Origin of the sequence: Burkholderia seminalis, assembly GCF_001718535.1 — a bacterium.
GTDB lineage: Bacteria > Pseudomonadota > Gammaproteobacteria > Burkholderiales > Burkholderiaceae > Burkholderia > Burkholderia seminalis.
The window spans coordinates 1861802-1883740 of record NZ_CP013400.1; the positions used below are offsets into that span (position 1 = coordinate 1861802).

Below are 21939 nucleotides of genomic sequence, written 5' to 3' on the forward strand. Positions count from 1 at the left end.
ATGTTTCAAGCTCCCCCGATCTTCATTGCATCGATCAGCCACGATCCGGAGGTCGCCCATCCCCTCGTCAACGCGTCGCTGCCGATCGCCTGTAGTCCGCCGAACATCCGGCGGAGATTCGACGCTATCGTGATACCGCTCACCGGGAAGCGGACCTCGCCGTCTTCCACCCAGAACCCCTTGGCGCCGCGGGAGAAATCGCCGGTCAGGCGGTTCACGCCGCCGCCGACCATCTCCGTGACCAGAAGTCCGCGATGCAGCTTCCTCAGCATCGCGGCGAAGTCGTCGCCGGGCTGGGTCCGTGTACTGCGCATGTCGAGGTTGTGAGGCCCGTAGCCGTTGCCGGTGGGCGTCAGGTTCAAGCGGCGCGCCGCATAAAGCCCGAGAAACAGCCCGCGCAGGCGGCCGTCCTCCACCACCTTGCGGCGCCCGCCCGGAATGCCGTCGCTGTCGAAGCAGCGGCTGGCCATCCCGCGCCTGACGAATGGATCCTCGTCAAGCTGGACATGCGGCGGAAACAACGGCGCGTCGATGTCATCCTTCAGGAACGATCCGCTCCGGTACAGCGCATCCCCCGATGCCGAGGACACCAGTTCGGCCAGCAGCCCCAGCGACGCCGACGGCTCGAACAAAACCGGGCATTGCTGCGTGGGGACTTGCGTCGCGCCGAGCGCGTCGATGGCTCGCCTGGCGGCCAGCGCCCCGACCTCCTCCGGTTTCGCGAGATCGTCGAATGCGCGACTTGCATGGCCCCAGAAACCGATCTGCTTCTCGCCGGTGCCGAACGCGACGGGCGCACATGCGATCGAATGGACGGACCACGGCGCCGTCGCATGGAACCCCGCCGACGTGGCCAGCAACGACGTGCCCGACATCGTTCTCACCGTCACGCCCTTCGACGCCTTGATCGACGGGTCATGTGCGAACGCCGCATCCTCGGCGCGTTGCGCATGGGCACCGATATCGTCGAGCGACCAATCCAGCGGGTGATGGAGATCGAGATCGGGAAAGTCCCTGGCCAACTGGCTCGAATCGGCGAATCCGGCCGCGGGATCGGGCTCGGTTGCGGCGGTACTCTCGATCGCCGCGCGAACGATCTTTTTCAGTCCGTCGTCCGACAGGTCCGACGATTTCGCGAAAGCGCGTTTTCCGTCGCGCAACACCGTCACCGTCATCTCCAGGGTGCCGCAAAAACTGCGTTCCGTCTGTACCCGGTTCGTCACGGTCACGGCGCTCGATTCGGCGGCCTCGATCTCCACGCGTGTCCCCTCGGCACCCGCCTGCCGCGCGAACGCGATCACACGCTCCGCCGAACTCGCCAGTTCAGCGGCAACGGTTTGCAACTGCGTACTGCTCGATTGCATCAGCCTGCTCCTCCGCCATGCGGCATCGTGTCGTCGAATGCGTCAGGCGGTCTGCCCGGTGAGCGCGATCAGCATGTCGCCGATCGCGCTGCCCCGCTCGGCCGCGGCAAGATGGCCGTCCTCGTAATAGGACAGGAAACGCCCCACGAGTTGAGGATCGACCTCCGCCGCCCGCTCCATCAGCGCGCTGCCCCGCGGCGGCTCGACGCCGGCGTCGATTGCCTGCTTGAAGACCCCTTCCGCCAATTGATTCAAGCGCGCATCGTCCTGCGCGCCCCAGTTGCATTTGACCTGAAGCCATTTCCGCACGGAGCTGCAAAGTGAAAAGACGAATTCCTTCAAGACGTCCGGATTCCGGGCCAACGACGACGAAGCGGCCTCCAGCACCTCGGCGGCCACGGCAGCACTCCCGTCGCCGAGTTCGGCCGCCGCCGCCCTGGATGCCTGTCGGACGTCCGCCCAGTTCGCGTCCGCCACAGGAGCGCCGTCCGTTTCCGCCGCGTGCAGCGAAACCAGCTCGTCACGAATCGCCAGCAACCTCGATTCTCCCTCCAGCGTGTCCGAGACGATCCGGCTCGACAGGATCGACACCAGCAGCCGGCCGGGCAGCGTCGAGAGATTCGCGCCGACCGGCACGCTTTCCAGCCAGTCCGCCACGAACAGCGCCGCCTTGAAATGGGTGCCTCGATAGCTCGACAGGACCGTCACCGCCTCGACCACATCGGTCGGCATGCCCAACACGGATGCGCACTCGTCCGGATCATGCGAGTCGGCGACGAATTCCAGTGCGCCGCTGATCTTGTCCGGCCACATGGGGGTGTCCAGCGCGGCTTGCTTGTGATCCAGATAATCGCGCAACCGTGCGATGCGCGCCGCTTTCACCTGCGGATCACCGCCGAACGCGCGAAGCGTCACTTCGGGCCTGGCCAGCTGCGTGACGGTTCCCAGGTGCGCATCGAGATAACTCGCCAGTTGCGTGGCCGACCGGGGGCCCACGATGCGGCCCGCCTCGTGGCCGCCATTCATGAGCACCAGGGCGGGAATGCCACGCACACCGAAACGCTCGCGCAAGGACGGATGCTCGTCGACGTTGACCTTGACGATGTCGACCTTGCCGTCGAAGTTCCGCGCCACCTTCTCGAGCGTCGGCGCCAGCGCCTTGCACGGCCCGCACCATTCGGCCCAGAAGTCGACCAGCACCGGACGGCTGTTCATCATCACGTCGGCCTCGAAGCTCGCGGCGGTCACACTTTTCAAATCGCTCATTTCACGTTCCTGTCCATCAGTTCGGTTTTGTCGGACCTTGACCCCGGTGAGGTGCAAGCGTCCTGACGGGATCACGGTGTCATGCCGGGCAGGCAGACGAAGCCGGGCCGGTCAGGCCGGCCGCGACCGCGGATGCCCGTTCCGGCGAAAAGTCGAGGGTCTGCTGATGAAAGGCCAGCAACGCCTGTCGATGCGCAACGCTGAGGATCGTGGCCTGAGGTAGCCAGTCGATCAGCAGTTGGTAGAGCGTTCGCTCGCTCTCGGTGTCGAGCGCCGACGTGCATTCATCGAGAAATATCGTGGTCGGGCGGGCCAGCAACACGCGTGCGAACGCCACCCGCTGCTGCTCTCCGCCGGAAAGCCGGTCGCTCCAGCGATCGGCGTCCAGCATCGATGCAACGTGCGCATCGAGGCCGCATGCGCGCAGGACGTCCGCGCATTGGCCGTCGGTGTACGTCGATTCCTCGTGCGGATACGCGATCGCCGCCTTCAACGTGCCGACGGGAATGTAGCTGCGCTGCGGAACGAACATCGTTCCTTCGGCACCGCAGGTGACGATGCCCTCGCCGTAGGGCCAGAGGCCCGCGAGCGCTCTGAGCAGCGTGCTTTTCCCGCTTCCGGAGCGCCCGCGGATCAGACAGCGCGAACCGGGTGCGAGCGAGAAGTCGGGCACGCGGGCAATCTCCGCGCCGGCTGCGTCGCGCAGAACCAACCCGTGGGCGCCTACGGCTCCGCGCTCGCCGGCGGTCAACACGACGTTTCCCCGCGAATCCAGCGCGTTCACGTAGAGAAATTCCCGAAGCCGGTTCGCTTCGGCGCGCCACGCGGTGAATCCCAGATAGGCCTGCGGAAAGAACGCCAGGGAACTGGACACGGAACTGAATGCTGCGTTCGATTGCATCAGCCCGCCCAGCGTCAGCCCCCCCGTTATCAGTTGCGGCAATACCAGCAACGTGGGCACCACGGGCACCACCGAGCTGAATTGCCCGACGATGTTGGTAAACAGCGAGACCCGCGTGTTGACCCAAAGCAGCGCATAAAGATTCGAAACGACCTGGCGAAAAGCCCCGTTCAATCGCTTGCCTTCCGCGCCGCTTCCATCGAAGAAGGCGATCTGCTCGGCGAATTCGCGCACCCGCACCATCAGCACGCGGAAGTCGCCCTCCACGCGGTTCTGCTTGGCATTGAGGGTGATCAAGCGTCGGCCGAGCAGGTGCGTGGCCCAGAAAAACAGGCCTTGATAGAGAAAGACGGCATAGACCAGGTATCCGTGGATGCTGTACGTGTGTCCACCGATATCGAGATCCAGGGAATGGCCGATCGACCACAGGATCACGCTGAAGCTCACGATGCTCACCGGCACCTGAAGCACGCCCATCGACAGCTGCAAGGTGTCCTTGACGAACTGCTTCGCATCCTCCGCGATACGCTGATCGATGTTCTCGAGCGCGCGGTCGCGCTCGATGCGGTAGTAGGTATGGCGGGCCAGCCACTGATCGGCCAGCCAGGTCGTCAGCCATCGCCGCCAGCGAATCTCGACGATCGATTGCATCACCACCGTGGACACCGTCAGCGCGGCGGCGGCCATGGACACCAGCAGGAACTGCAACAGCAGGTTCGGCAGCGCCTGAAACCTCCCGGATCCCACGGCGTCGTAGAACGTGCCGGTCCATCGGTTGAGCCACACGGCGATATAGGTGTGGCTCCAGCCCGCCCCAAGCACGTAGGCGAGCATCAATGCCGACAGCATGCCCTCCCTGGTGGTCCAGTACGGCGTGATCAACTTCCAGACGGAAGGAAAGTGACGCCTGGCATCCCGATCCTCGGCGCGATCCGTCGGGAATGCCCGATTCCTGATCATTGCTGGCCCTTGTCCGGTTGCATGACGAAATTGATCTTGTTCAGCCCGCCGCCCTGCAGCGCCGCGAGTATCGCGGCGACCTTCCCGTATTCGACGTGCTCGTCGGCATTGATGTTGACGGCCGGTGGATCGCCCTGCTTCGACGCCGCCTCGACACGCAGCTTCAGCGCCGCGTCGTCGACCACATCCTTGTTCCACAGCACGGTCTTGTCAGCCGTGATCGACAGGTCGATGTCCTGCGTTTTCGACTGGGCGGGCTGGGCCGCGGCCTTGGGCAGATCGACCTTCACCGCCTTGTTGATGACCGGTAGCGTCACGATGAAAATGATCAGCAGAACCAACATGACGTCGATCAACGGCGTCATGTTGATGTCGTTCATCACGCCTTCGTCGTTGTTGCCATCCATGAGAATCGACACGATAGGCTCCCGGTCAGGCGGCGGCGTTGACGCGCTTGCTCGTCGCCGGCGCCGCGGGCACCGGGCGAACGTCGCAGCGGGCCTTGGCGCCCGTCACGAAGTACACGTGCAACTCGTGCACGAACCGGTTCAGCCGATGGCTCACCCGCTTGTTGCCTCGATTGACGTAGTTGAATCCGAGCACGGCGGGGATCGCCACGAACAGGCCGATCGCCGTCATGATCAGCGACTCGCCGACCGGGCCCGCGACATGATCGAGGCTGGCCTGTCCCGACACGCCGATGGCCATCAGCGCGTGATAGATGCCCCACACGGTCCCGAACAGGCCGACGAACGGCGCGGTACTGCCGATCGACCCGAGAATGGCCAGGCCGTTCTGCAGGCGGGCAACCTCGTCGTCGAACGCGTTGCGCAGGCCGCGCGCCACCCATTCGCTGCTGCTGAGGCTGCCTTGCAGCGACGCGTCGCCGCCGGCCTGCTGGTCGTTCGCCTCGCGGCCGGCAAGGGCCACGGCGCGATACGGATTGTCGGTGCCGTCGCCCAGCGCCTCGATGCCGTCATCGAGCGACGGCGTGGACCAGAAGCGCGTCTGCGCACGCTTGCCCATGACCTCGAGACGTCGATTCGCCAGGCCCTTGGTCACGATGACGAACCACGACACGATCGACATGCCGAGAAGAAAGACGAAGATGAACCGGGTGATGAAGTCGCCCTGCTGCCAGACGTTGGCGATGCCGTACTGTTCCATTTTTTGCTCCGTAGATTCCAGGTCAATCATTCAGGTTGAAGGCGATCGGCTGCTCGGCCTCTACGGCACGGGCAATACCGGCGGTCGTGTAGGGCTGGCAATGGCCGGCTTCGATCGCCGCCAGCGCGGCCGCATCCAGCAGCGGGTAGCCGCTGCTTTGCGCAACCCGCGCCGTCTTCACCACACCGTCCACGCCGATGTTCAGCCTCACCACCACCGTGCCTTGCTGCTCCAGCCGCCGGGCCTTCGGCGGATAGTCCGGCCGCGGGATACGGCAACCGAGCTGCTTGAGCTCCGCGCTGCTGATCTGCTTCGGGCTATCGAGCAGTTGGGGGCCCGGCGCGGGTGCGGGCGGTGTCGCAGCAGAGGGCGCGACCGCGCTGGGCACCGGTACCGGCGGCGCCGGCGGCGCCGGCTCGACCGGTTTGACGGGCTCGGTCTTGGCTGGCGCGACGGTCCGGGCAGCAGGAGCCTCCGAGGAAAGCAAGGGTGCCGTCTTCCGCACCACGGTCTTGTCGACGGGCTTGGGTTCCGGCTTCCGCTGAGGCTCCTGCTTGGGCTTCGGTTCCGGCCGCGCGACGGGCTCGGGTGTCGGCGCGGCAACGAGCCTGACCTGAACCGACGCACCGGAGGCCCGGTCGGCCTCCAGCCTGATCAGGTCCACGCTGCGATGAACGATCAGATACAGCCCCAGTGCGTGCGCCAGCACGACCGCGCCCCCGATCGCCGCGCGCCGCCATCGCGCCCGCGAATGAGTGATGCGCTCAGGATTCGACATGCCGCCGCTCCACGGCCGAGTCTCGAGGGTGTCAGAAATCATAGGTACCGGTGAGCATGACGGTCCGCTCCGGTCCCATCGGGATCAAGGAGGGCGTCGTGCTGCTGTAGTAGAGCTTGCGATTGAATACGTTCTTGACCGAAAGATTCAGGCCGTAACCCTTCTTCCGATAGAACACGCCGAGATCCGTCTCCACCTGGCTGGGGATGCGATACGCCGAGCCCGTGCCGATGTACTGCCCACTCGCGAAGAACAACCCCGCGCCGACACCGAAACCCTGGAGCTTCTCGGAGCGGAAGTTGTAGGTCGCCCACAGGCTGGCGCTGTTCTTGGGCAGGTTCACCGCCAGCTTGCTGTTCGGCGGCTGCACGAAGTCGTTGTACGTGTAGCTACCGATCAGGTTGACGCCGGGAAGCGGCTGGCCGCTGATCTCCGCTTCGAATCCGCGACTCACGGCGCCGCCGGCGGGAAGATAGAAGCCGCGATGGGCCGGGTCGGCAACGTTGTAATTGCTGAACGAGGTGCGGTAAGCCGAGGTCGTGATGGCCAGCTTGTCGTCCAGCAGGTTGAACTTCATGCCCACTTCGACCTGCTGGCTGGTTTGCGGGGGGAGCACGCCGCCGCCGAATTCAAGCGCCGTGCCCGGCTGAAAGCCACGGTTGTAGCTGGCGTAGGCGGCAACCTCGGACGTCAGTTCGTAGAGCAGGCCGAGGCTCGGGCTATACGCATTCTGATGGTTTCCCGGGGGTGGGTTACCGGCGTAGGTCGCATGTGTCAGATAGGTATCCCGGCGCACGGACGCGAGTGCATGGAAATTCTTGTAGGAGAACTGATCTTGTAGATACAAGCCGGTTTGGGTGAAGTAGGTAGTCCCATTCGGCATCAGGTTTCCCGTGTCGGACGACGGAAGCGTAAATGAGCCGAAGACATTCGGAATGGAAATGAATTTCGATGTCGTGGTGTCAAACTGATGCTGGCTGTAGCGAAGAACGTCCCAGCCAGCAATCACCGTATTTTTCGCAGCGCCGACATTGAACTTGGCGCGCAGGTAGTTCTGGAAGCTCCAACTGTAGAAATCCGAGAGCGAATCGAAATTGTGGAACAACACGCCGTTGGTCGCCGAGAGCGGCGTGGCCGTAGTCCAGGCTTGCTGCGTTTGTTGGGTCCGCGTATAGGAACCCTTGCTCACGAAGGTCAGCGCCGAGCCGAGCTTTTGTTCGAGATGAATGAAAATATTGTCCGTTTGCGCGCCGAAATGGTCGGACGGCGTGCCAAGCGGCTTGTCGATATAGTTTCGATAGATATCGCCGGCAGCGTGGCCGAGCGTGAACTGGGGAACCGGCTCGCGGTAGACCGTGCGCTCATAGCCGACCGTCACATCCGTGGTCGAGTCCTTCCATTGCACAGTCGGCGCAAAGTAGAAATTTCTCTTGCCGTCATATCCCATCGAATTCTGGCCGACCCGTTCACCCGAGATGATGAAGCGATACCGGAGTTTCTTGTCGGCGGTGATCGCGCCCGTGCTGTCCAGCGCGATCTGGGTGTCGCCGTACGATCCGTAGCCCACCTGGATTTCATGAAACGGATCGGCCTGCGGCGTCTTCTTGACGAGATTGATGACGCCTCCCGGCGGACTGTTGCCATTCACGATGGCCGAGGGTCCCTTGACCACTTCCACGCTCGAGATGGCGATCGTCGGCGTAACGTTAGGGGCCGTCCCGACAGTCGACAATCCATCCGACGTGAGGTTTTGCGCTACAAACCCGCGAATCGTGTAATTCGGCACGCCCAGCGGCCCCGGCCGCGTGACGACACCGGAAGCATTCCTCAGCACATCGGAGAGCGACTGAGCACCCTGGCTCTGGATCACCGCGGCATTGATGACGCTGACCGATTTCGGCGTCTCGCTCAGCGGCACATCCGAGCGCGCATAGGTGGAGGACGATTCCGCGACGAAGCCGGTACCGCCTGAATCCCGGCTGGCCGCCACGCTGATGAGGGGCAAGGTGGTGTCCACCTGCGCCGTGGTCGCCGCGGCTGCGGCTGCGGCAGCGGCCGGCGCCGACGAAACCCCCTTGGCATCCGCCTTGACGTGAGCCAGCGTGTAACCGCCGTTCGCCGTCGGAACCAGGTCGAGGCCCGTGCCCTGCAACGCCTTGCGGATCGCGGCCTCGGCCGAATACGTGCCGTCCACCGGCGCCGATTTGAGCGACTGCACCAATGACGCGTCATAGCTCAACGGAAGCTGCGCGACCCGGGCGATCTCCACCAACGTGCGATCCAGCGGACCGCTCGGCAGATGATAGGTGTGTTGTTCCGCCTGCTGCGCATACGCCGCGGACACCATGAAAGTCTGGGCAACCGCCATTGCGATCGCCATTGCCGCAACGTTGCGGGCCATACCCTTGCCGTCGAACTTGATCCCCACGATGCACCCATCCCTAGTCGGTTGTATTTCGGCAAAACGCCTGTCTTGTCCCACACGATCGAGAAGTCGAGAAGCAGCGGCCAACCGCAACGGCATGCCTTCCCCCTTCACTCCCGGCTTCGCTCGAGGCCGCCGGCCCCGGCAGGCTTGCCGGCTCCTCATCCACATGAAAAAGTCTAGCGATCCTGCCCGGAATACTTTTTTGAAAGAATTCGTCCTTCGCGCCATTTCCGGTTTTTTATTCCCACCGACCGCGCCGTCCTTGAAAATTCAATCCAGCAGGCGGAATCCGCAGACAAGAAAATCAGCAAACGTAATCGAGGGGCAACCTCGTCGTATGCTTGATGGTCTCCATCGAGAAACTCGAACTCACATCGAAAATTTCCAGCTCGCTGATCAAGCGCTTGTACACGCCGTCATACCCGGCAATGTGCGGAACGACCACCTTCAGCAGGTAGTCGATATGACCGCTCATGCGGTACACCTCGATCACCTCGGGGATGTCGGCGACCACGTCGCAGAAGCGTTTGAGCCAGGCCGCGGTATGCTGCGCAGTCCTGATTTCGACGAGCACGGTCACGCCGACATTGAGCTTGTCGGCGTCGAGCAGGGCAACCCGGCGGGCGATGACGCCGTCCTGCTCGAGCTTCTGTATGCGGCGCCAGCAAGGCGTCGTCGACAAATGCACGCGATCGGCGATTTCCGCCACTGAAAGCGTGCTGTCCTCTTGCAGGACTGTCAGGATGGCCTTGTCGATATGGTCGATCACAGTTCCCCCCTTCGGGACAAGGTAAGCGTCGCAGGCATTCGGACGCCTTCATTCACCTTGTGCAACGAAGCGGGAAAAGTGACACCGGGAAAGAAAAATTTTTTTCGCGCCCCGGCTGAACGGGGCGCGGCGTCAAGCCTCGGAGGCGACGGCCAGAACCTTGCCATACACGGCCAGGGAGAGTCCCAGGCCGTTGGCGAGCTGGTGCAGCGCCGCCTCGGCGTCGTTGAGCGGGAACACGCCGCTGACCCGGCGAGCGAGCGCGGCCTGCGGAAACCGGATATAGCCGCCGTAGTAGCGGCCCAGCGTCTCGAGGATGTCAGGCAGCGGCCGATCCAGGACGACGAGCGTGCCGCGGCTCCAGGCGAAGATGTCGGCGGCCGTCTCCGGCATGCGGGCAATGCGCCCCGGCGATAGCGACCAGACCGAACCATCGGCGATGCGGACGCTACCGCCGCGCGGCGTCGCAAGGGTTGCATCGCCGCCCTGCACCGCGACCACGGTGTGATAACGCAATGCATCGACGCTCAGGCGGGCGCGGCTCGTGATTGCCGTCCCGTCCCGCGTCCTCACGGCGAACGGCGAGCGGTTCGTCGTGGCGGGACTCGACAGGATCTGGCCGGACGCAAGATAGACGTCGCCGCGCGCGCCGTCCCGCGTCCAATAAACACGCGCCGATGCCCCGAGGACGATCGGCGTTCCGTCTTTCAGCGCCACGGCCTGCGGCGTCAGATCGCCATTGTGATAATCGGCGTCGAGCGAATAGGCCCGGACCAGTTCTCGCGTCCCGATCGCGGCCAGCGCCAGCGCGCCCACCCCGGCGCCCGCCTTCAACATGCGGCGCCGCGCACGGGACGGCTCGTTCAGCGCGCTTCGCACCGCCGAGCCGGGCGCGTTCCGCAGCGACGCAAACCGTGCCAGCCCCTCCTGGAGCCGTATCCACGCCGCTTCGTGCGCGGGATCGGCGCGGCGCCATGCCTCGAAGCCATCGCGATCCTGCTGCGTGGCGTCCTCGGCACGCAACCGGACCTCCCACTGAATGGCTTCCTCCGCGCACGAATCGACCGTGCCGGCGCCGCGCGCGGCATTCAACTGATCAGAAAGCATCGGGTAAGCGCCTGGGCGATGTATTTGCGAACCATGCTTGTCGAAACGCCGAGTCGAGCGGCAATCTCGGAATAAGTGAGGCCGTCGATCTGGCTGTAGATAAAGGCACTTCTCGCTTTCGGAGGCAATCCATCGAGCGCCTGATCGATCAGGAACAATGCCTGGGAAATCTCGACGATCGATTCGGCGGACGGCGCGAGGGGTTCCTCGGCATTGAGGAGCGCCTCATGATACGCGCGCTCGAGATCCCGGCGGCGCCACATCTCGAAGGTGAGACGCTGGGCGATGACGGTCAGCCACGCTCGAGGCTCGCGAATACCTGGCGGGTCATCGACGCCGGCAAGCGCCTCGAACGACGACGACGCCAGATCCTCGGCATCGGCCGGCGATCCGACACGCCGCAGCAGCTTCGCCTTCAACCATCCATAGCTGGCCCGAAACTCGTTGGCAAGCCAAACCGAGCGGGAACGAGCCGACTCGTCGTCGCTCCTTTCCAGTTTGTCGAGAGGCTGTGCTGCCGGGCCAGTGCTCATGTGCCAATTTCCAAAGCGATGGCGCGATGGGCGTGCACTGCAGGATGCCAATCATCTGCCGAAATGCAACGTCATGCCCCGCTAGATCGGTGTCGTAGTATGCCATTTCAAAATCGCCGCGTGCCGGCGCGATACCAATCCAGAACCCTGACGTCCGGGGCAGTCGTCCTCGACGCCGGGACGGCAAGGGCGCCGCGATACCCGAGATCCATCGCCACCGGCTCGCCTGCGTCAAATGCCGCCCACTGCCCGGTCCATGTCGAGTCGGCAGCGAAATCGAAGCGGCCGGGCGCAATAACGCCCGGCCGCTGCCGTCACGGACGAACTCCGTTCGCGCGGGCCGTCAGTTTCGCCACGAGGACGTCGCCGAATTCCGGCGCCGACATCGGCTGCTGCCCCGTGATCAGCTCGCGATCGACGATGACATTGCCGTGCCAGTTCGCCACCGTATCGACGTGGGCGCCGGCTTCGGCCAGCGCGTTCACCGGATAGAACGGCACGTTGCCACCGAGCCCGTTCGGACCTTCGAGCTGCTGCTCCTCGCCCGTCGAGAAGACGGTCATCCGGTAACCGGCATACGGCCAGCCGGCCGCGAAGGCATTCGCCTTGCCGTCGTTGGCGGTCATCGATGCAACGAAGGCATCCGGATCGTGCAGCGTCGACAACAACACAATCGGCCCGTGACAGATGATCCCGGTGGGACGGCCGCTGTCATGGAAGCTGACCAGGATCTTGCCGAGATTCCGGTCCTTGAGCAGGTCGACCATCGGCGCATGGCCGCCGGGGATAAACAGGCCGACATAACCGTCGGTCCCCTCGGAGACGACGGACGCGAGCGTCTTCGGATGCTTCAGTTGCGCGATACCTTGCGCATATTTCAGTGCATCCGCGCGCGCGGCATCGTCTCCGCCGAAAAACAGCTTGTTGTTCGAGTTCGCGTCCATCACCGGCATGTCGCCATTCGGATTGGCGATCACCGGCTCGTAGCCCGCCTCGACGAGCTTGCGGTACGGCACGACGAATTCGTTGAGGTAATAACCGGTCGAATATGTCTTGCCATCGCGCAGATCGAGCGCGTGAGCGCTCGACATGACAACCAGCACCTTGCCGCGCGACTGCGCCGACGCGCCCACCGGCGATGCAAACGCGGCCGACGTGGCGAGTACGGCAGCACCGATCTTGAGGATGTTCATCATCAAACCCTTCCGAAAAAATGAGTGAGCCGGTTCAAGCGCCGGCCTTGGCATCCGCCGCGTAGCGCGGAGCGGCCTTGGCGTTCGCGAATTTCGGCGTGAGTGCGCGGCGGGCCGCTTCCCATTGCGTCCAGCCGTCGCCGTCGTGCAGCGTCGGGATCGTCACGAGCTCGCCCTGATCGAGGCCCGCGAGCGCGGCATCCACCAGGTCGTCGGCCGTCATCGTGCTGGCCGCCTCCTTCTGCTTCGCGTAGCCGGCCACATCCCAGAACTCGGTCGCCGTCGCCGCGGGCAGCACCGTCTGCACGCGCACGCCCTTGTCCGCCAGGTCGCGTTGAAGGGCGTGACCAAAGCTCAGCACGTACGACTTCGACGCGCTGTACACGCCGTTGAGCAGTTCGACCGCAATGCCAACGACGGAGCCGATGTTGACGATGGTGCCCGTGCCCTTGCCGGCGAACACCGGGGCGACGGCGTAAGTCAGGCGGGTGAGCGCGGTGATGTTCAGATTGATCATCGACTCCATCGTGTCGACGTCGCCGTTGAGAATCGACGCGACCGAGCCAATTCCCGCGTTGTTCACCAGCATCGTGATGCTGCTGTCCTCGCGCAGAATGCCTTCGATCTTCGCGAGCGCGGCCTTGTCGTTCAGATCGGCGGCAACGGTCTCGACCGAGCGGCCGGTTTCGGCCGTAAGGCGACCCGCCAGCGTATTCAGACGATCCTGATTACGCGCCACCAGAATGAGGTCGTAGCCGCGTTTGGCGAGGCGGTCCGCGTAAATGGCGCCGATGCCGGCCGATGCGCCGGTGATCAGCGCGGTGCCTTTCGTGGAAGTGCTCATGTCTTTTCCTTTCCGTGGATTGAGCCGACCGGGTGTCGGTTCGTGGAATGAATTCTGGCTTCGACCACGCTCATCCTCAATGTCATAGATGCAATGATTTCTGCCATCGATGCATTGACCGGAAACCTTGCGGATTCGTCCTTTGCAAGAGACGCCCGGTTACCCAAAATCGGCCCTGCAGAGGGTGCCGCGCGGCGCCTTGCCCCCTCCGAAGACGGCCGACAGGACGAACCTGGAAAAAGACAGGGGGGAAAACCGGTGAAGATAGGCATCCTGATTGAATCGAGGCCACACGAAACGCGCGTCGCGCGATGCCCGAAACGGTCGCGCAGTCCGTTGCGCCACGCCATCGGGCGGCGCCTCGACGACATCGACGGGCATGCCGGCGAAAGCGCGGCAGCCCCGGATCGGGCCGCGCACAAGGGCATGAGTGAAGCGCCACCGCAGCCCGCGGCGATGTCCGTTTTATGCTAGATTCAATTAATCAGGCCATCCACCTGGCGGACATCATGCACACCGTAGGACTCGTTGTTTACCCAAATTTCCAGTCGCTCGCGCTCGCGGTGGCGAGCGTGTTCGAGTACGCGAATCTGCTCCGCGGCGAGGCGGTGTACCAGTTCCGGATCGTGTCCGAGCACGGTGGAGCGGTCGTGTCGTCGCAGGGGTTTTCGGTCAACACCGAGCCACTGGCCAACGACGGCTATGACACGCTGATCGTCGCCGGCGACAACGAATGCCGGCTTCCGTCGGCGAGGCTGGTGGACTTCCTGCGTCGCGCGCCCTTCCACTCGCGGCGCATTGCGTCGATATGCACGGGCGCCTTCGTCCTCGCGGCCGCCGGCCTCCTCGACGGGAAACGGGCCACGACGCACTGGTATCACGCGCGGGATTTCAGGAAACAATATCCGGACGTGCAGCTCGACGAAGACCGCATCTTCGTCGTGGACGGCCAGGTCTGGACTTCGGCCGGAATGAGCGCCGGGGTGGATCTCGCGCTCGCGATCGTCGAAAGCGACTTCGGGCTGGAAACGGCGCGCATGGTCGCGCGCAAGCTCGTGCTGTACCAACGGCGCGGCGGCGGGCAGTCGCAATTCTCGACGTTGCTGGAACTGGACGCGCGATCGGACCGCGTGCGAATGGCGCTGACCTATGCGAGCGAAAACCTGGCGAGCGATCTGTCGGTGGAACGACTGGCGGAGGCGGCACGTTTGAGCCCGCGCCAATTCAGCCGCGTGTTCCGGGAGGAGACGGGGCAATCCCCCGCCAAGGCGGTCGAGCGGCTGCGCGTCGAGGCCGCGCGCCTGATGATGGAAACGACGCGCCACCCGATCGAAATCATTGCGAGAGAAACCGGATTCGGCGACCGCGAGCGCATGCGCCAAGCGTTTCTGCGCGCGTTCGGGCAACCCCCGCAGACCATCCAGCGAGCCTCGGGAGTCGCGCCGCTCGTGAACTAGGACTTGTTGAACCAATAGGCGAGGTTTGCGCGGTCTTGCCTGCCCAAACCCCGAGCGCCCGACCACCAGCAGGTCTGCAGGCAGCCAGCCGTGCAAGCGGACGATCTATTGCTCGCCGGGGCCCCACTCCGGGCTGTAACCGCCCAGCGCCGGGTGGTACATCTCGTCGCCGGAATGCTGCGTGAATTCGACATTGAGCCGGTCCTCACGCAGGCCGAGAATCTCCACGCAGTGCGCGCAAAGCGCCTGCGCCACTTCCATGCGCTGCTCGGGCGGGCGCCCCCGCCGGATATCCAGCATCATCACGGCGACCGGGACCGGCGCTTTGCCCGCCTCGGCAATGCGCCAGACACCGCCTTGCCCCAGTTCCCGGATCGCGACGCTGATACGCCGAATATCGACCGACATCATCCGCGCATAGGTCTCGCTCATTCTGGCGGCGAGCAATTGCTTGGCTTCCACCGAATAGTGGTCGTTCACGTCCAGTTGCAGATAGGGCATGGTGGTCAGGATTCCAGGTGATTGATCGAACTCGTGCGGCATCGGCCTGTGCGTAGGCTGCCAGCCGATTCTGGCACCCGGCTCGCCGCCCTCGCCATGTCGGATAAGCAATGATTCCGGACACAGCGCGTCGCTACTGCCCAATGGCCTGTTGCTCGAAGGAGGCCGCCACCGACTCCGCGAGCACATCGACCGCGCGCCGCAGATTGCCTAGCGCGCGCGGAAACACGAGCCACACGTCCAGCGCCAGCGCAAAGCCGCCGACCTCGACGACGCTGAGCTGCGAACGCCACGGGCTCGCGCGCAACACGTCCGTCGGCACGAGGCCAAGCCCGAGCCCGCTGGCCACGAGCCTGAGTTGCATGTCGGTTCCATAGGTGTCGATGCTCAATCGAAAGCGCTGCCCCCGATTGGCCATCGCACGCTCGAGCGCGGCGCGATAGCCGCAGCCGTCAGGGTTGAGTATCCACCCGTGGGCGGACAGCGCTTCCACCGTCGCGCGAGCATCGACGACCGGCTTCGACGCGCTCTGCACCACCTTCACATCGAATCTCGTGACGAGGCTGCAGCCGAAGTCCTCCGGCAGCGAAGCCCCCGCCGGCAACATCAGCAACGCGACGTCGAGCGATCCGTTTTCGACCATGCGCTGCAAACCGACGCTCCAGTCGGTAAGCAACCTCACGTCCAGCGCAGGAAACCGCGCCTTCATGGTCATGACGGCGTCGAACAGCACGATATCCGCGACGGCCTGCGGCAAGCCGAAGCGCAGCGTCCCCGACGGCGGAGAATCTTCCCGGGCAATGTCGTGAAGCTGGTTCAACGCGCGCAGAACCGGCACGGCCTGTTCGTAGACCCGGCTGGCAAGCGCCGTCGGCCGCGGCGGCTTGGCGTTTCTGTCGAACAACGTGGCGCCCAGCCCCTCCTCGAGCCGCTGTATGCGCTTCGATATCGTCGATTGCGACACGCACAGCTGATCGGCCGCGCGGGTCAGCGAAGCCGCGTCGACTACCGCGATGAACGATTTCAGTTCTTCAATCATCATTCCGATTCGTCAACATTTCAATGAAAAACATTCGTTTGTGGAAACTTGTGCACTAGCCTACTCTCAACCGCAATCGCACACCAGTCCACGGAGAATGAAATGCCCCTCGTACGAATCAATCTGTCGAAAGACGCATCGCCCGAAGGCGTCAAGGCTGTCAGCGACACGGTCTACGAAGCGATGACCACGATCGCCAACGTCCCGGAGAACGACAAGTTCCAGATCATTTCGCGCCATGCGCCGGACGAGCTCGTCTATCCGGCCGACGGATATCTGGGCGTGACTTACACGTCCGGCATCGTGTTTATCCAGGTCACCTGGAACGCGGGGCGCACGATCGACGTGAAGAAGGCCTTCTACCGCGCCGTTGCGGACGGCATCCACGCGAAGGCCGGCGTGCGCAAGGAAGATGTGTGGATCAGCCTCGTTGACGTCGCGCGCGAAGACTGGTCGTTCGGCAACGGCGAGATGCAATACGCGCCGAAGGCGTAACTCCGCCGCCCCAACTCCTGCGTCACTCGCGCCATCGGACGGTCGGTCACGATGCGCTTTGCCGACATCACGCCGAGCGGCCAGCCGACCGTGTCGCCGGTATCGGCGGCGAGACGGCCTACTGGCGGGAGCACGACCGGGTGTGCCGGGGATAGGGTCGAACCGGGCGTGATCACCGGCAACGCCAGCGCGATGGTTTCGCCGTTCCCTCCTCGATCGAGACGAACCCAATTCCCGGCCATCGAATCGAAACGTCATCCCCGAAAGCGAATCCAACCCGTTTCAGGGTCAGTCAAGCGGCTTGGCGGCACAAATTTGACTCAACGTTCTGTTGGCTGCGCCGCAAAGTACTGCGATTGAACTTGCAAGAACAGGAGGTCAGAACAGTTTTTGAAACGTAAGGATCGCCATTTCCCCGTCTATTCTCAAGAATTGTTAGTATCTGCCGTTATTGCAGGTTTGTCGGCAACCTCTTCCTCGTCGTGGCGGCGACGTGCTTTATAACGACGATGAAAGTCGATCTTGCTACCCTCTACCTTTTAGCGATCGGAACCTTGTTGGCCAGTTCCGCCATGACATATTGGGAGCACGTATCGCATCCCAAGCGCAGCAACGAACTGCGAATGCTGGCGGCCGGCTATGCGACGCTAGGGGTCGGTTGCGCGGTGGCTGCGTTTCGGCTTGAACTGCTGGGCTCCGCTGGCGCTGCTATAAGCAATCTCGTGATTCTGGGCGGCTATCTCCTGGTTTTGCACGCTGTGGCAATGTTCAACGGCCGGCGGCATCTCGCAAGCTCGATCGGTCTGCTTCTCTTGATGGGGCTCACATGGGCGGCGGCCGGTGCGCGCTGGCAGGCCGCAGTATGGCTCTATGCCAGCGCGATACCCATCGCGCTCGTTTCCGCAATGACAACCCTCGAACTGACACGACGTGACGCGATGCCGGCCGTTCAATCTCGACGCGTCGCTGTGGCGGTGACGGGAATCCATGCATTGTTCTACGCTGCCAGAGCCATTGTCCTGCCATGGCTGGTCTCGATTTTTGGGACGCAAGCATTGTCAATTTCGAGCAAAATCACGATGTACGAGGGTGTCCTCTATTCCGTCATTTTGCCGATGACGCTACTCCGGCTCACCCGGGAGGAAGTTCATGGCGAACTCCTGCAAGAGTCCCGTACGGATTACTTGACCCGCCTGGGAAATCGCAGGCTGTTTTTTGAAGAGGGAGAGCGAGTGATCGACGATTGCGCAATACGTCGACGCCCCGTCACGCTCCTTGCGTTTGATCTCGACCACTTCAAGAGAATTAACGATCGCTATGGTCACAAGGCCGGCGACGAGGTATTGAGGTCGTTCGCGAGCGTGGTTCGCGCCAGTACCGACGCGAATACGATTCTGGCGCGCATCGGCGGTGAAGAATTTGCTGCCCTGCTTCCTGACCACGATAGCCATCGCGCGAAAACAGTCGGAGAAATCATTGCGAGCCAGTTTGCCAGGATGGTTCACAGCGCCGACGGTCATCGAATTCAAGCAACCGTCAGCATTGGCCTGGCGACATCGAATTCGGAGATGATTGCACTCACCGATCTGCTCGCAGCTGCAGATCAAGCACTATATCTGGCCAAGTCCCAAGGTGGCAGTCAGCTGGTTCATCACGCCCGAGGACAAGAGCGCGACGAGACCGCACGTGCGTAGCATCGCGAATAAGTCAACTATGAGCGATCGATAAACGACGCCCCTCGGTCATCAAACGCGCAAGAACGCTCTAATAGCTTTCGCCTCTCATTCTGGCTGACCAGGAGCAGTGACATGCGTTGGATAGTGCCTCTCGTACTGGCGATCGTATGTACGCGTTCCGCGCTGGCTGATTCGGCCGCTTTTAACGCAGGGGTAATCCGGCTCTGCCGCTTTCAATCCGGTGATCTTTTACCCTTACGAGTGAGCGTGAGGTTCCGTGGCAAGCGGGCCCGGTCACCGTTGAGGCGACGCGCGATGCTTCGCCTGTACCGGATGGCCGCTTCCCCGTTGTATTGATTTCACACGGGCGAGGCGGCGGTCCCCTCAGCCACCGTGAATGGGCCAAGGCAACGGAATCGGCCGTGGCTACTAGTCGACTTTGAAGATAGACACTGCCGCTTTCAGGCTTTCCGCTTGGTCGGCCATCGACCACGCCGCGTTGCTTCCCTGGAGCAGGTCAGCTCAGTCTGGATGACTTATAGATTTGCGCGTAGGAAGTCCACGACCTCATGGTCGATCTGGCGATGAATCCCCACACGATCGATCCCGGGCGCATCCTGACAAATCAGTGCCGCACTGGCCGCGACCGAGGCCGGACAAGGATCAATGAAAACGAAGTGGTTGCCTGGCACGATGTGGACTGCGGGCGGTGTGGGCAAGCCTGACACAACTCCAAGAGCGTTTCTCGCAGAACCAAGATAGCTGTCGTCCCGCGGTCGATAGAGCATCGTCGGTACGCGCACGGCGGACAAGCCAGATGCCTCGAACATCATCGCCAGCGGATCCATCAGCACCAAGGCCTTCAGGCGGCGATCAACGGGCGGTTGCCAAGCTACCAGGTCAGCGGGTACGGCCGCTTTGCCTTGGGTGCCGTGCGCACCATTGCTGGTTGCTGGACGCGGACACGATCCCGGATCATCGTGATCTGCGCAGTACGCACCGGCATACGCAAAATCGGGTTTCGCTCCGGCCAGAATCAGCGCAGTGTAGCCACCGGCTGAGTATCCGATCATGCCAATTCGGCCGACATCGGCGCTCGCGGAAAACCGTGGATCCGCGAGGACTGCATTGAGCGCGGCCTCTGCCTGCCGGGGGCGATCAATCAGAATCTGGGCTTGGGACGGCGCTCGGGGATAGCCTGAAGCGTCCCCAACGTGCGTCGGCAAGACGACGATAAATCCGGCGCGAGCCAGAGTTGTGGCCAATTCACGGTGGCTGAAGGGACCGCCGCCTCGTCCATGTGAAATCAATACAACGGGGAAACGGCCATCCGGTACAGGCGAAGCATCGCGCGTCGCCTCAACAGTGAACGGGCCCGCTTGCCACGGAACCTCGCGCTCACGCGTAGGGTAAAAGATCACCGTGTTGAAAGGGGCAGCTTCGTTCACCCCCGTGAGCCGGATTATCCCTGCGTTAAAAGCGGCCGGATCAGCCAGCGCGGACATACATACGATCGCCAGTACGAGAGGCACTATCCAACGCATGTCACTACTCCCCTGGTCAACCAGAATGAGAGGCGAAGGATATCAGAGCGTTCTTACACGTTTGATGACCGAGGGGCGTCGTTTATCGATCGCTTACGATCGGACGATCTCCTCCATTGTCGCTCCAGCGTTCGAAACCGGATTTGAACCCGCAGCGACGTGAGATACCGATGTTCCGATGAGCTCGTTGATTTCCTTCGCCGCTACCGCACTTCGTTGTGCCAAGGTTCGGACTTCACCTGCGACAACCGCGACGCCTCGTCCCTGCTCATCCGCACGCGCCGCGTCGACCGCTGCGTTGAGCGCAAGGAATGCCGTCGGCTTCCTGTGCCATATCTTGCTGGGCAGTGAGCAACGCCAGATTCCGGATGGCGATTGCGCGATCCTGTATTGATGAGCATAGTGGGTTTGCCAACCGTGCTTCCGTATTGCTTACTCGCGTAATAGCGTCAAGTTGATGGTTCAATTGCCACATTCCGTAAAACGCGGTCACGGCGATTGCCACCGGTAGGACCGTCAATAACCCGAATCCGATAGTCAGGCGGCTAGATCCTTACCTATTTCTCATAGAGGTTCCCGAGGCGATGATGAATGGTCCATACAAGTTGTTTACGACAAAATGCAAACTTGCGGAAGGGAACTCGTGATCGACGGCATTGGGAACCCCGTGCTCCATCGCGTGGGGCCGTCATCGGCGATCTGCGTGCGGCTCCGGACGCGCGATTCCGATGCCGCGGGGCGCACAGCAGAAAATGCCGGAGCCACCTCTACAAACGCCGCGCGCGTACTTTTAGGAGGGGAACTTGAAGGCGCATGCAGGATTCTCGCCCTGTAACATCCTCAGTTGCCTGACGATCGTCGGTTGCAGCGCGGCGCGCGACGACAATCGGTGTATCGAGCGTATCAGCCGCTTGCGCGTCAGACTAGGTCTTGCGCAATTGACGCATTGCGGCGAGTGCGACGAGCGCACCCGCCGTGGAGGTGACAATGTCGAGAAACACGCTGTTGGCTACCGATAAATCTAGGACATGAGCAATACCTGAGACCACGCATGCGCCCATGACGCCCAGAACGATATCGCGAATGATCTGGTACGGGCGTCCACGCCAGACCACCCCGGCAAAGCAGCCTGACGCACCGCCGATGAGAATCCACGTCAGCAGGCTATGGGAGGTATCGCTCACGATGGTTTATCCGCGGGTGGCCGGCACGGCATTAATATCGAGTTGATCGAAGCGCTGGCTGTCCTGCACGTGGTGCAGGACGACACCTGCTTCGTAATACTTGCCCGCGTTCAGCAGTGCCGACGCCTGATCGATACGCTCGGCGGTTTGGTCGAGTGGAACGACGTCGACGGTATAGGCGACATTGACGTCAGCAAGTTTCAGCGCCTTGATCGCCCCTTCGCGGTCCCCCTTCTTCAAGGCCGCGTTGGCGTTGGCGACTGCCTTGGCCTTGACCGGCTGGGCGGTAAAGTCATCCAGTACGGTCATGTCACCGCCGACCGGCAGCCATGCCGTAGCCTGATTGCTCGTAGCCGTGTTGGCGTGTGCACCGGCGGCGTCGCTCAGCGTCGATTCGGCCTTCATGAAGGCCGAGTTGTCGGACTTCGCCGCCTGCATGGCCGTCTTGGCGTCGGCCAGCAGATGGGTGGCCGCCTCAGGATGGCCGTCGAAGAGCGCAGATCGGGCAATCATGACGTCAATCATGGCCCGATTCCCGGCATGCGACAGTTTCGTGAAATCCTGGTTGACGGCCTTTGCCTGGGTGACGGCCGCGACCGCATAGCCGGCAGGCACAGTACCGCAGACCAGCAATGCGACCGACATCACGCAGAAGGCTACTTTCTTTCTGTTCAGGGTGGACATGTCGAATTCTCCTTCTCTGATCGTTGTTGTTCCCGTAGGGCGGACTGGA

Annotated in this window: 20 protein-coding genes and 1 pseudogene; 3 read left to right on the plus strand and 18 right to left on the minus strand. The window is 62.8% G+C overall.

What is annotated here, in order from left to right:
* Positions 1-5: 5 nt before the first annotated feature.
* The 12 genes from WJ12_RS28975 to WJ12_RS29030 all read right to left on the minus strand — a co-directional run bounded on the left by WJ12_RS28975 (position 6) and on the right by WJ12_RS29030 (position 13310).
* Positions 6-1364, minus strand: coding sequence for a TldD/PmbA family protein (locus WJ12_RS28975; RefSeq protein ID WP_034187954.1), 1359 nt, complete (start codon positions 1362-1364; stop codon positions 6-8).
* A gap of 42 nt (positions 1365-1406) precedes the next feature.
* The gene (gene trxA / locus WJ12_RS28980) at positions 1407-2630 is read right to left on the minus strand and encodes a thioredoxin (RefSeq protein ID WP_059556672.1); all 1224 of its coding nucleotides are present in this window, start codon (positions 2628-2630) and stop codon (positions 1407-1409) included.
* A gap of 79 nt (positions 2631-2709) precedes the next feature.
* Positions 2710-4491 (minus strand): ABC transporter ATP-binding protein/permease, encoded by a 1782-nt coding sequence (locus WJ12_RS28985; protein ID WP_059556673.1) that lies wholly within the window; start codon positions 4489-4491, stop codon positions 2710-2712.
* Positions 4488-4910: an ExbD/TolR family protein gene (locus WJ12_RS28990; protein ID WP_080287816.1), complete on the minus strand. Its 423-nt coding sequence runs from the start codon at positions 4908-4910 to the stop codon at positions 4488-4490. Before WJ12_RS28990 ends, WJ12_RS28985 begins: the two co-directional genes overlap by 4 nt.
* Before the next feature lie 13 nt (positions 4911-4923).
* Positions 4924-5658: a MotA/TolQ/ExbB proton channel family protein gene (locus WJ12_RS28995; protein WP_034187958.1), complete on the minus strand. Its 735-nt coding sequence runs from the start codon at positions 5656-5658 to the stop codon at positions 4924-4926.
* A 22-nt stretch (positions 5659-5680) separates the two neighbouring features.
* Positions 5681-6436 carry an energy transducer TonB gene (locus tag WJ12_RS29000; RefSeq protein ID WP_226104000.1) on the minus strand — a complete coding sequence of 252 codons (756 nt, stop codon included), beginning with the start codon at positions 6434-6436 and terminating at the stop codon, positions 5681-5683.
* Positions 6437-6467: 31 nt separating this feature from the next.
* The gene (locus WJ12_RS29005; RefSeq protein WP_059556720.1) at positions 6468-8837 is read right to left on the minus strand and encodes a TonB-dependent siderophore receptor; all 2370 of its coding nucleotides are present in this window, start codon (positions 8835-8837) and stop codon (positions 6468-6470) included.
* 331 nt (positions 8838-9168) lie between these two features.
* Complete coding sequence (locus WJ12_RS29010; RefSeq protein ID WP_105392488.1) at positions 9169-9633, minus strand: Lrp/AsnC family transcriptional regulator; 465 nt, start codon at positions 9631-9633, stop codon at positions 9169-9171.
* A gap of 132 nt (positions 9634-9765) precedes the next feature.
* Positions 9766-10740, minus strand: coding sequence for a DUF4880 domain-containing protein (locus tag WJ12_RS29015; protein ID WP_059556675.1), 975 nt, complete (start codon positions 10738-10740; stop codon positions 9766-9768).
* Positions 10722-11273, minus strand: a complete 552-nt coding sequence (locus tag WJ12_RS29020) for a sigma-70 family RNA polymerase sigma factor (protein WP_047903836.1) — start codon at positions 11271-11273, stop codon at positions 10722-10724. Before WJ12_RS29020 ends, WJ12_RS29015 begins: the two co-directional genes overlap by 19 nt.
* A gap of 314 nt (positions 11274-11587) precedes the next feature.
* The gene (locus tag WJ12_RS29025) at positions 11588-12469 is read right to left on the minus strand and encodes a type 1 glutamine amidotransferase domain-containing protein (RefSeq protein ID WP_226103999.1); all 882 of its coding nucleotides are present in this window, start codon (positions 12467-12469) and stop codon (positions 11588-11590) included.
* A 31-nt stretch (positions 12470-12500) separates the two neighbouring features.
* The gene (locus WJ12_RS29030; protein WP_059556676.1) at positions 12501-13310 is read right to left on the minus strand and encodes an SDR family NAD(P)-dependent oxidoreductase; all 810 of its coding nucleotides are present in this window, start codon (positions 13308-13310) and stop codon (positions 12501-12503) included.
* 509 nt (positions 13311-13819) lie between these two features.
* Between WJ12_RS29030 and WJ12_RS29035 the strand changes: the two genes are divergently transcribed.
* Entirely contained in the window at positions 13820-14767 is a 948-nt protein-coding gene (locus tag WJ12_RS29035; RefSeq protein ID WP_059556677.1) for a GlxA family transcriptional regulator, read from the plus strand.
* A gap of 105 nt (positions 14768-14872) precedes the next feature.
* Here the strand turns inward: WJ12_RS29035 and WJ12_RS29040 are convergent, their stop codons facing one another.
* Entirely contained in the window at positions 14873-15268 is a 396-nt protein-coding gene (locus tag WJ12_RS29040; RefSeq protein WP_034188006.1) for a tautomerase family protein, read from the minus strand.
* A gap of 133 nt (positions 15269-15401) precedes the next feature.
* Complete coding sequence (locus tag WJ12_RS29045; protein WP_034187963.1) at positions 15402-16310, minus strand: LysR family transcriptional regulator; 909 nt, start codon at positions 16308-16310, stop codon at positions 15402-15404.
* Between the two features lie 99 nt (positions 16311-16409).
* Between WJ12_RS29045 and WJ12_RS29050 the strand changes: the two genes are divergently transcribed.
* Both WJ12_RS29050 and WJ12_RS29055 read left to right on the plus strand, forming a co-directional pair.
* Positions 16410-16802, plus strand: coding sequence for a tautomerase family protein (locus WJ12_RS29050; protein WP_059556678.1), 393 nt, complete (start codon positions 16410-16412; stop codon positions 16800-16802).
* A gap of 509 nt (positions 16803-17311) precedes the next feature.
* Positions 17312-18496 carry a GGDEF domain-containing protein gene (locus WJ12_RS29055; protein ID WP_059556722.1) on the plus strand — a complete coding sequence of 395 codons (1185 nt, stop codon included), beginning with the start codon at positions 17312-17314 and terminating at the stop codon, positions 18494-18496.
* Positions 18497-19014: 518 nt separating this feature from the next.
* Here the strand turns inward: WJ12_RS29055 and WJ12_RS35485 are convergent.
* The 4 genes and pseudogenes from WJ12_RS35485 to WJ12_RS29065 all read right to left on the minus strand — a co-directional run bounded on the left by WJ12_RS35485 (position 19015) and on the right by WJ12_RS29065 (position 21890).
* The gene (locus WJ12_RS35485; protein ID WP_226103998.1) at positions 19015-19983 is read right to left on the minus strand and encodes an alpha/beta hydrolase family protein; all 969 of its coding nucleotides are present in this window, start codon (positions 19981-19983) and stop codon (positions 19015-19017) included.
* Between the two features lie 135 nt (positions 19984-20118).
* Positions 20119-20340: pseudogene (locus WJ12_RS37215) on the minus strand (methyl-accepting chemotaxis protein); the annotation flags it as partial.
* A 605-nt stretch (positions 20341-20945) separates the two neighbouring features.
* Positions 20946-21206 carry a GlsB/YeaQ/YmgE family stress response membrane protein gene (locus WJ12_RS29060; protein WP_034187966.1) on the minus strand — a complete coding sequence of 87 codons (261 nt, stop codon included), beginning with the start codon at positions 21204-21206 and terminating at the stop codon, positions 20946-20948.
* 6 nt (positions 21207-21212) lie between these two features.
* On the minus strand, positions 21213-21890 hold the full coding sequence (locus tag WJ12_RS29065; RefSeq protein ID WP_034187967.1) for a YfdX family protein: 678 nt from the start codon (positions 21888-21890) through the stop codon (positions 21213-21215).
* Between the last annotated feature and the right edge of the window lie 49 nt (positions 21891-21939).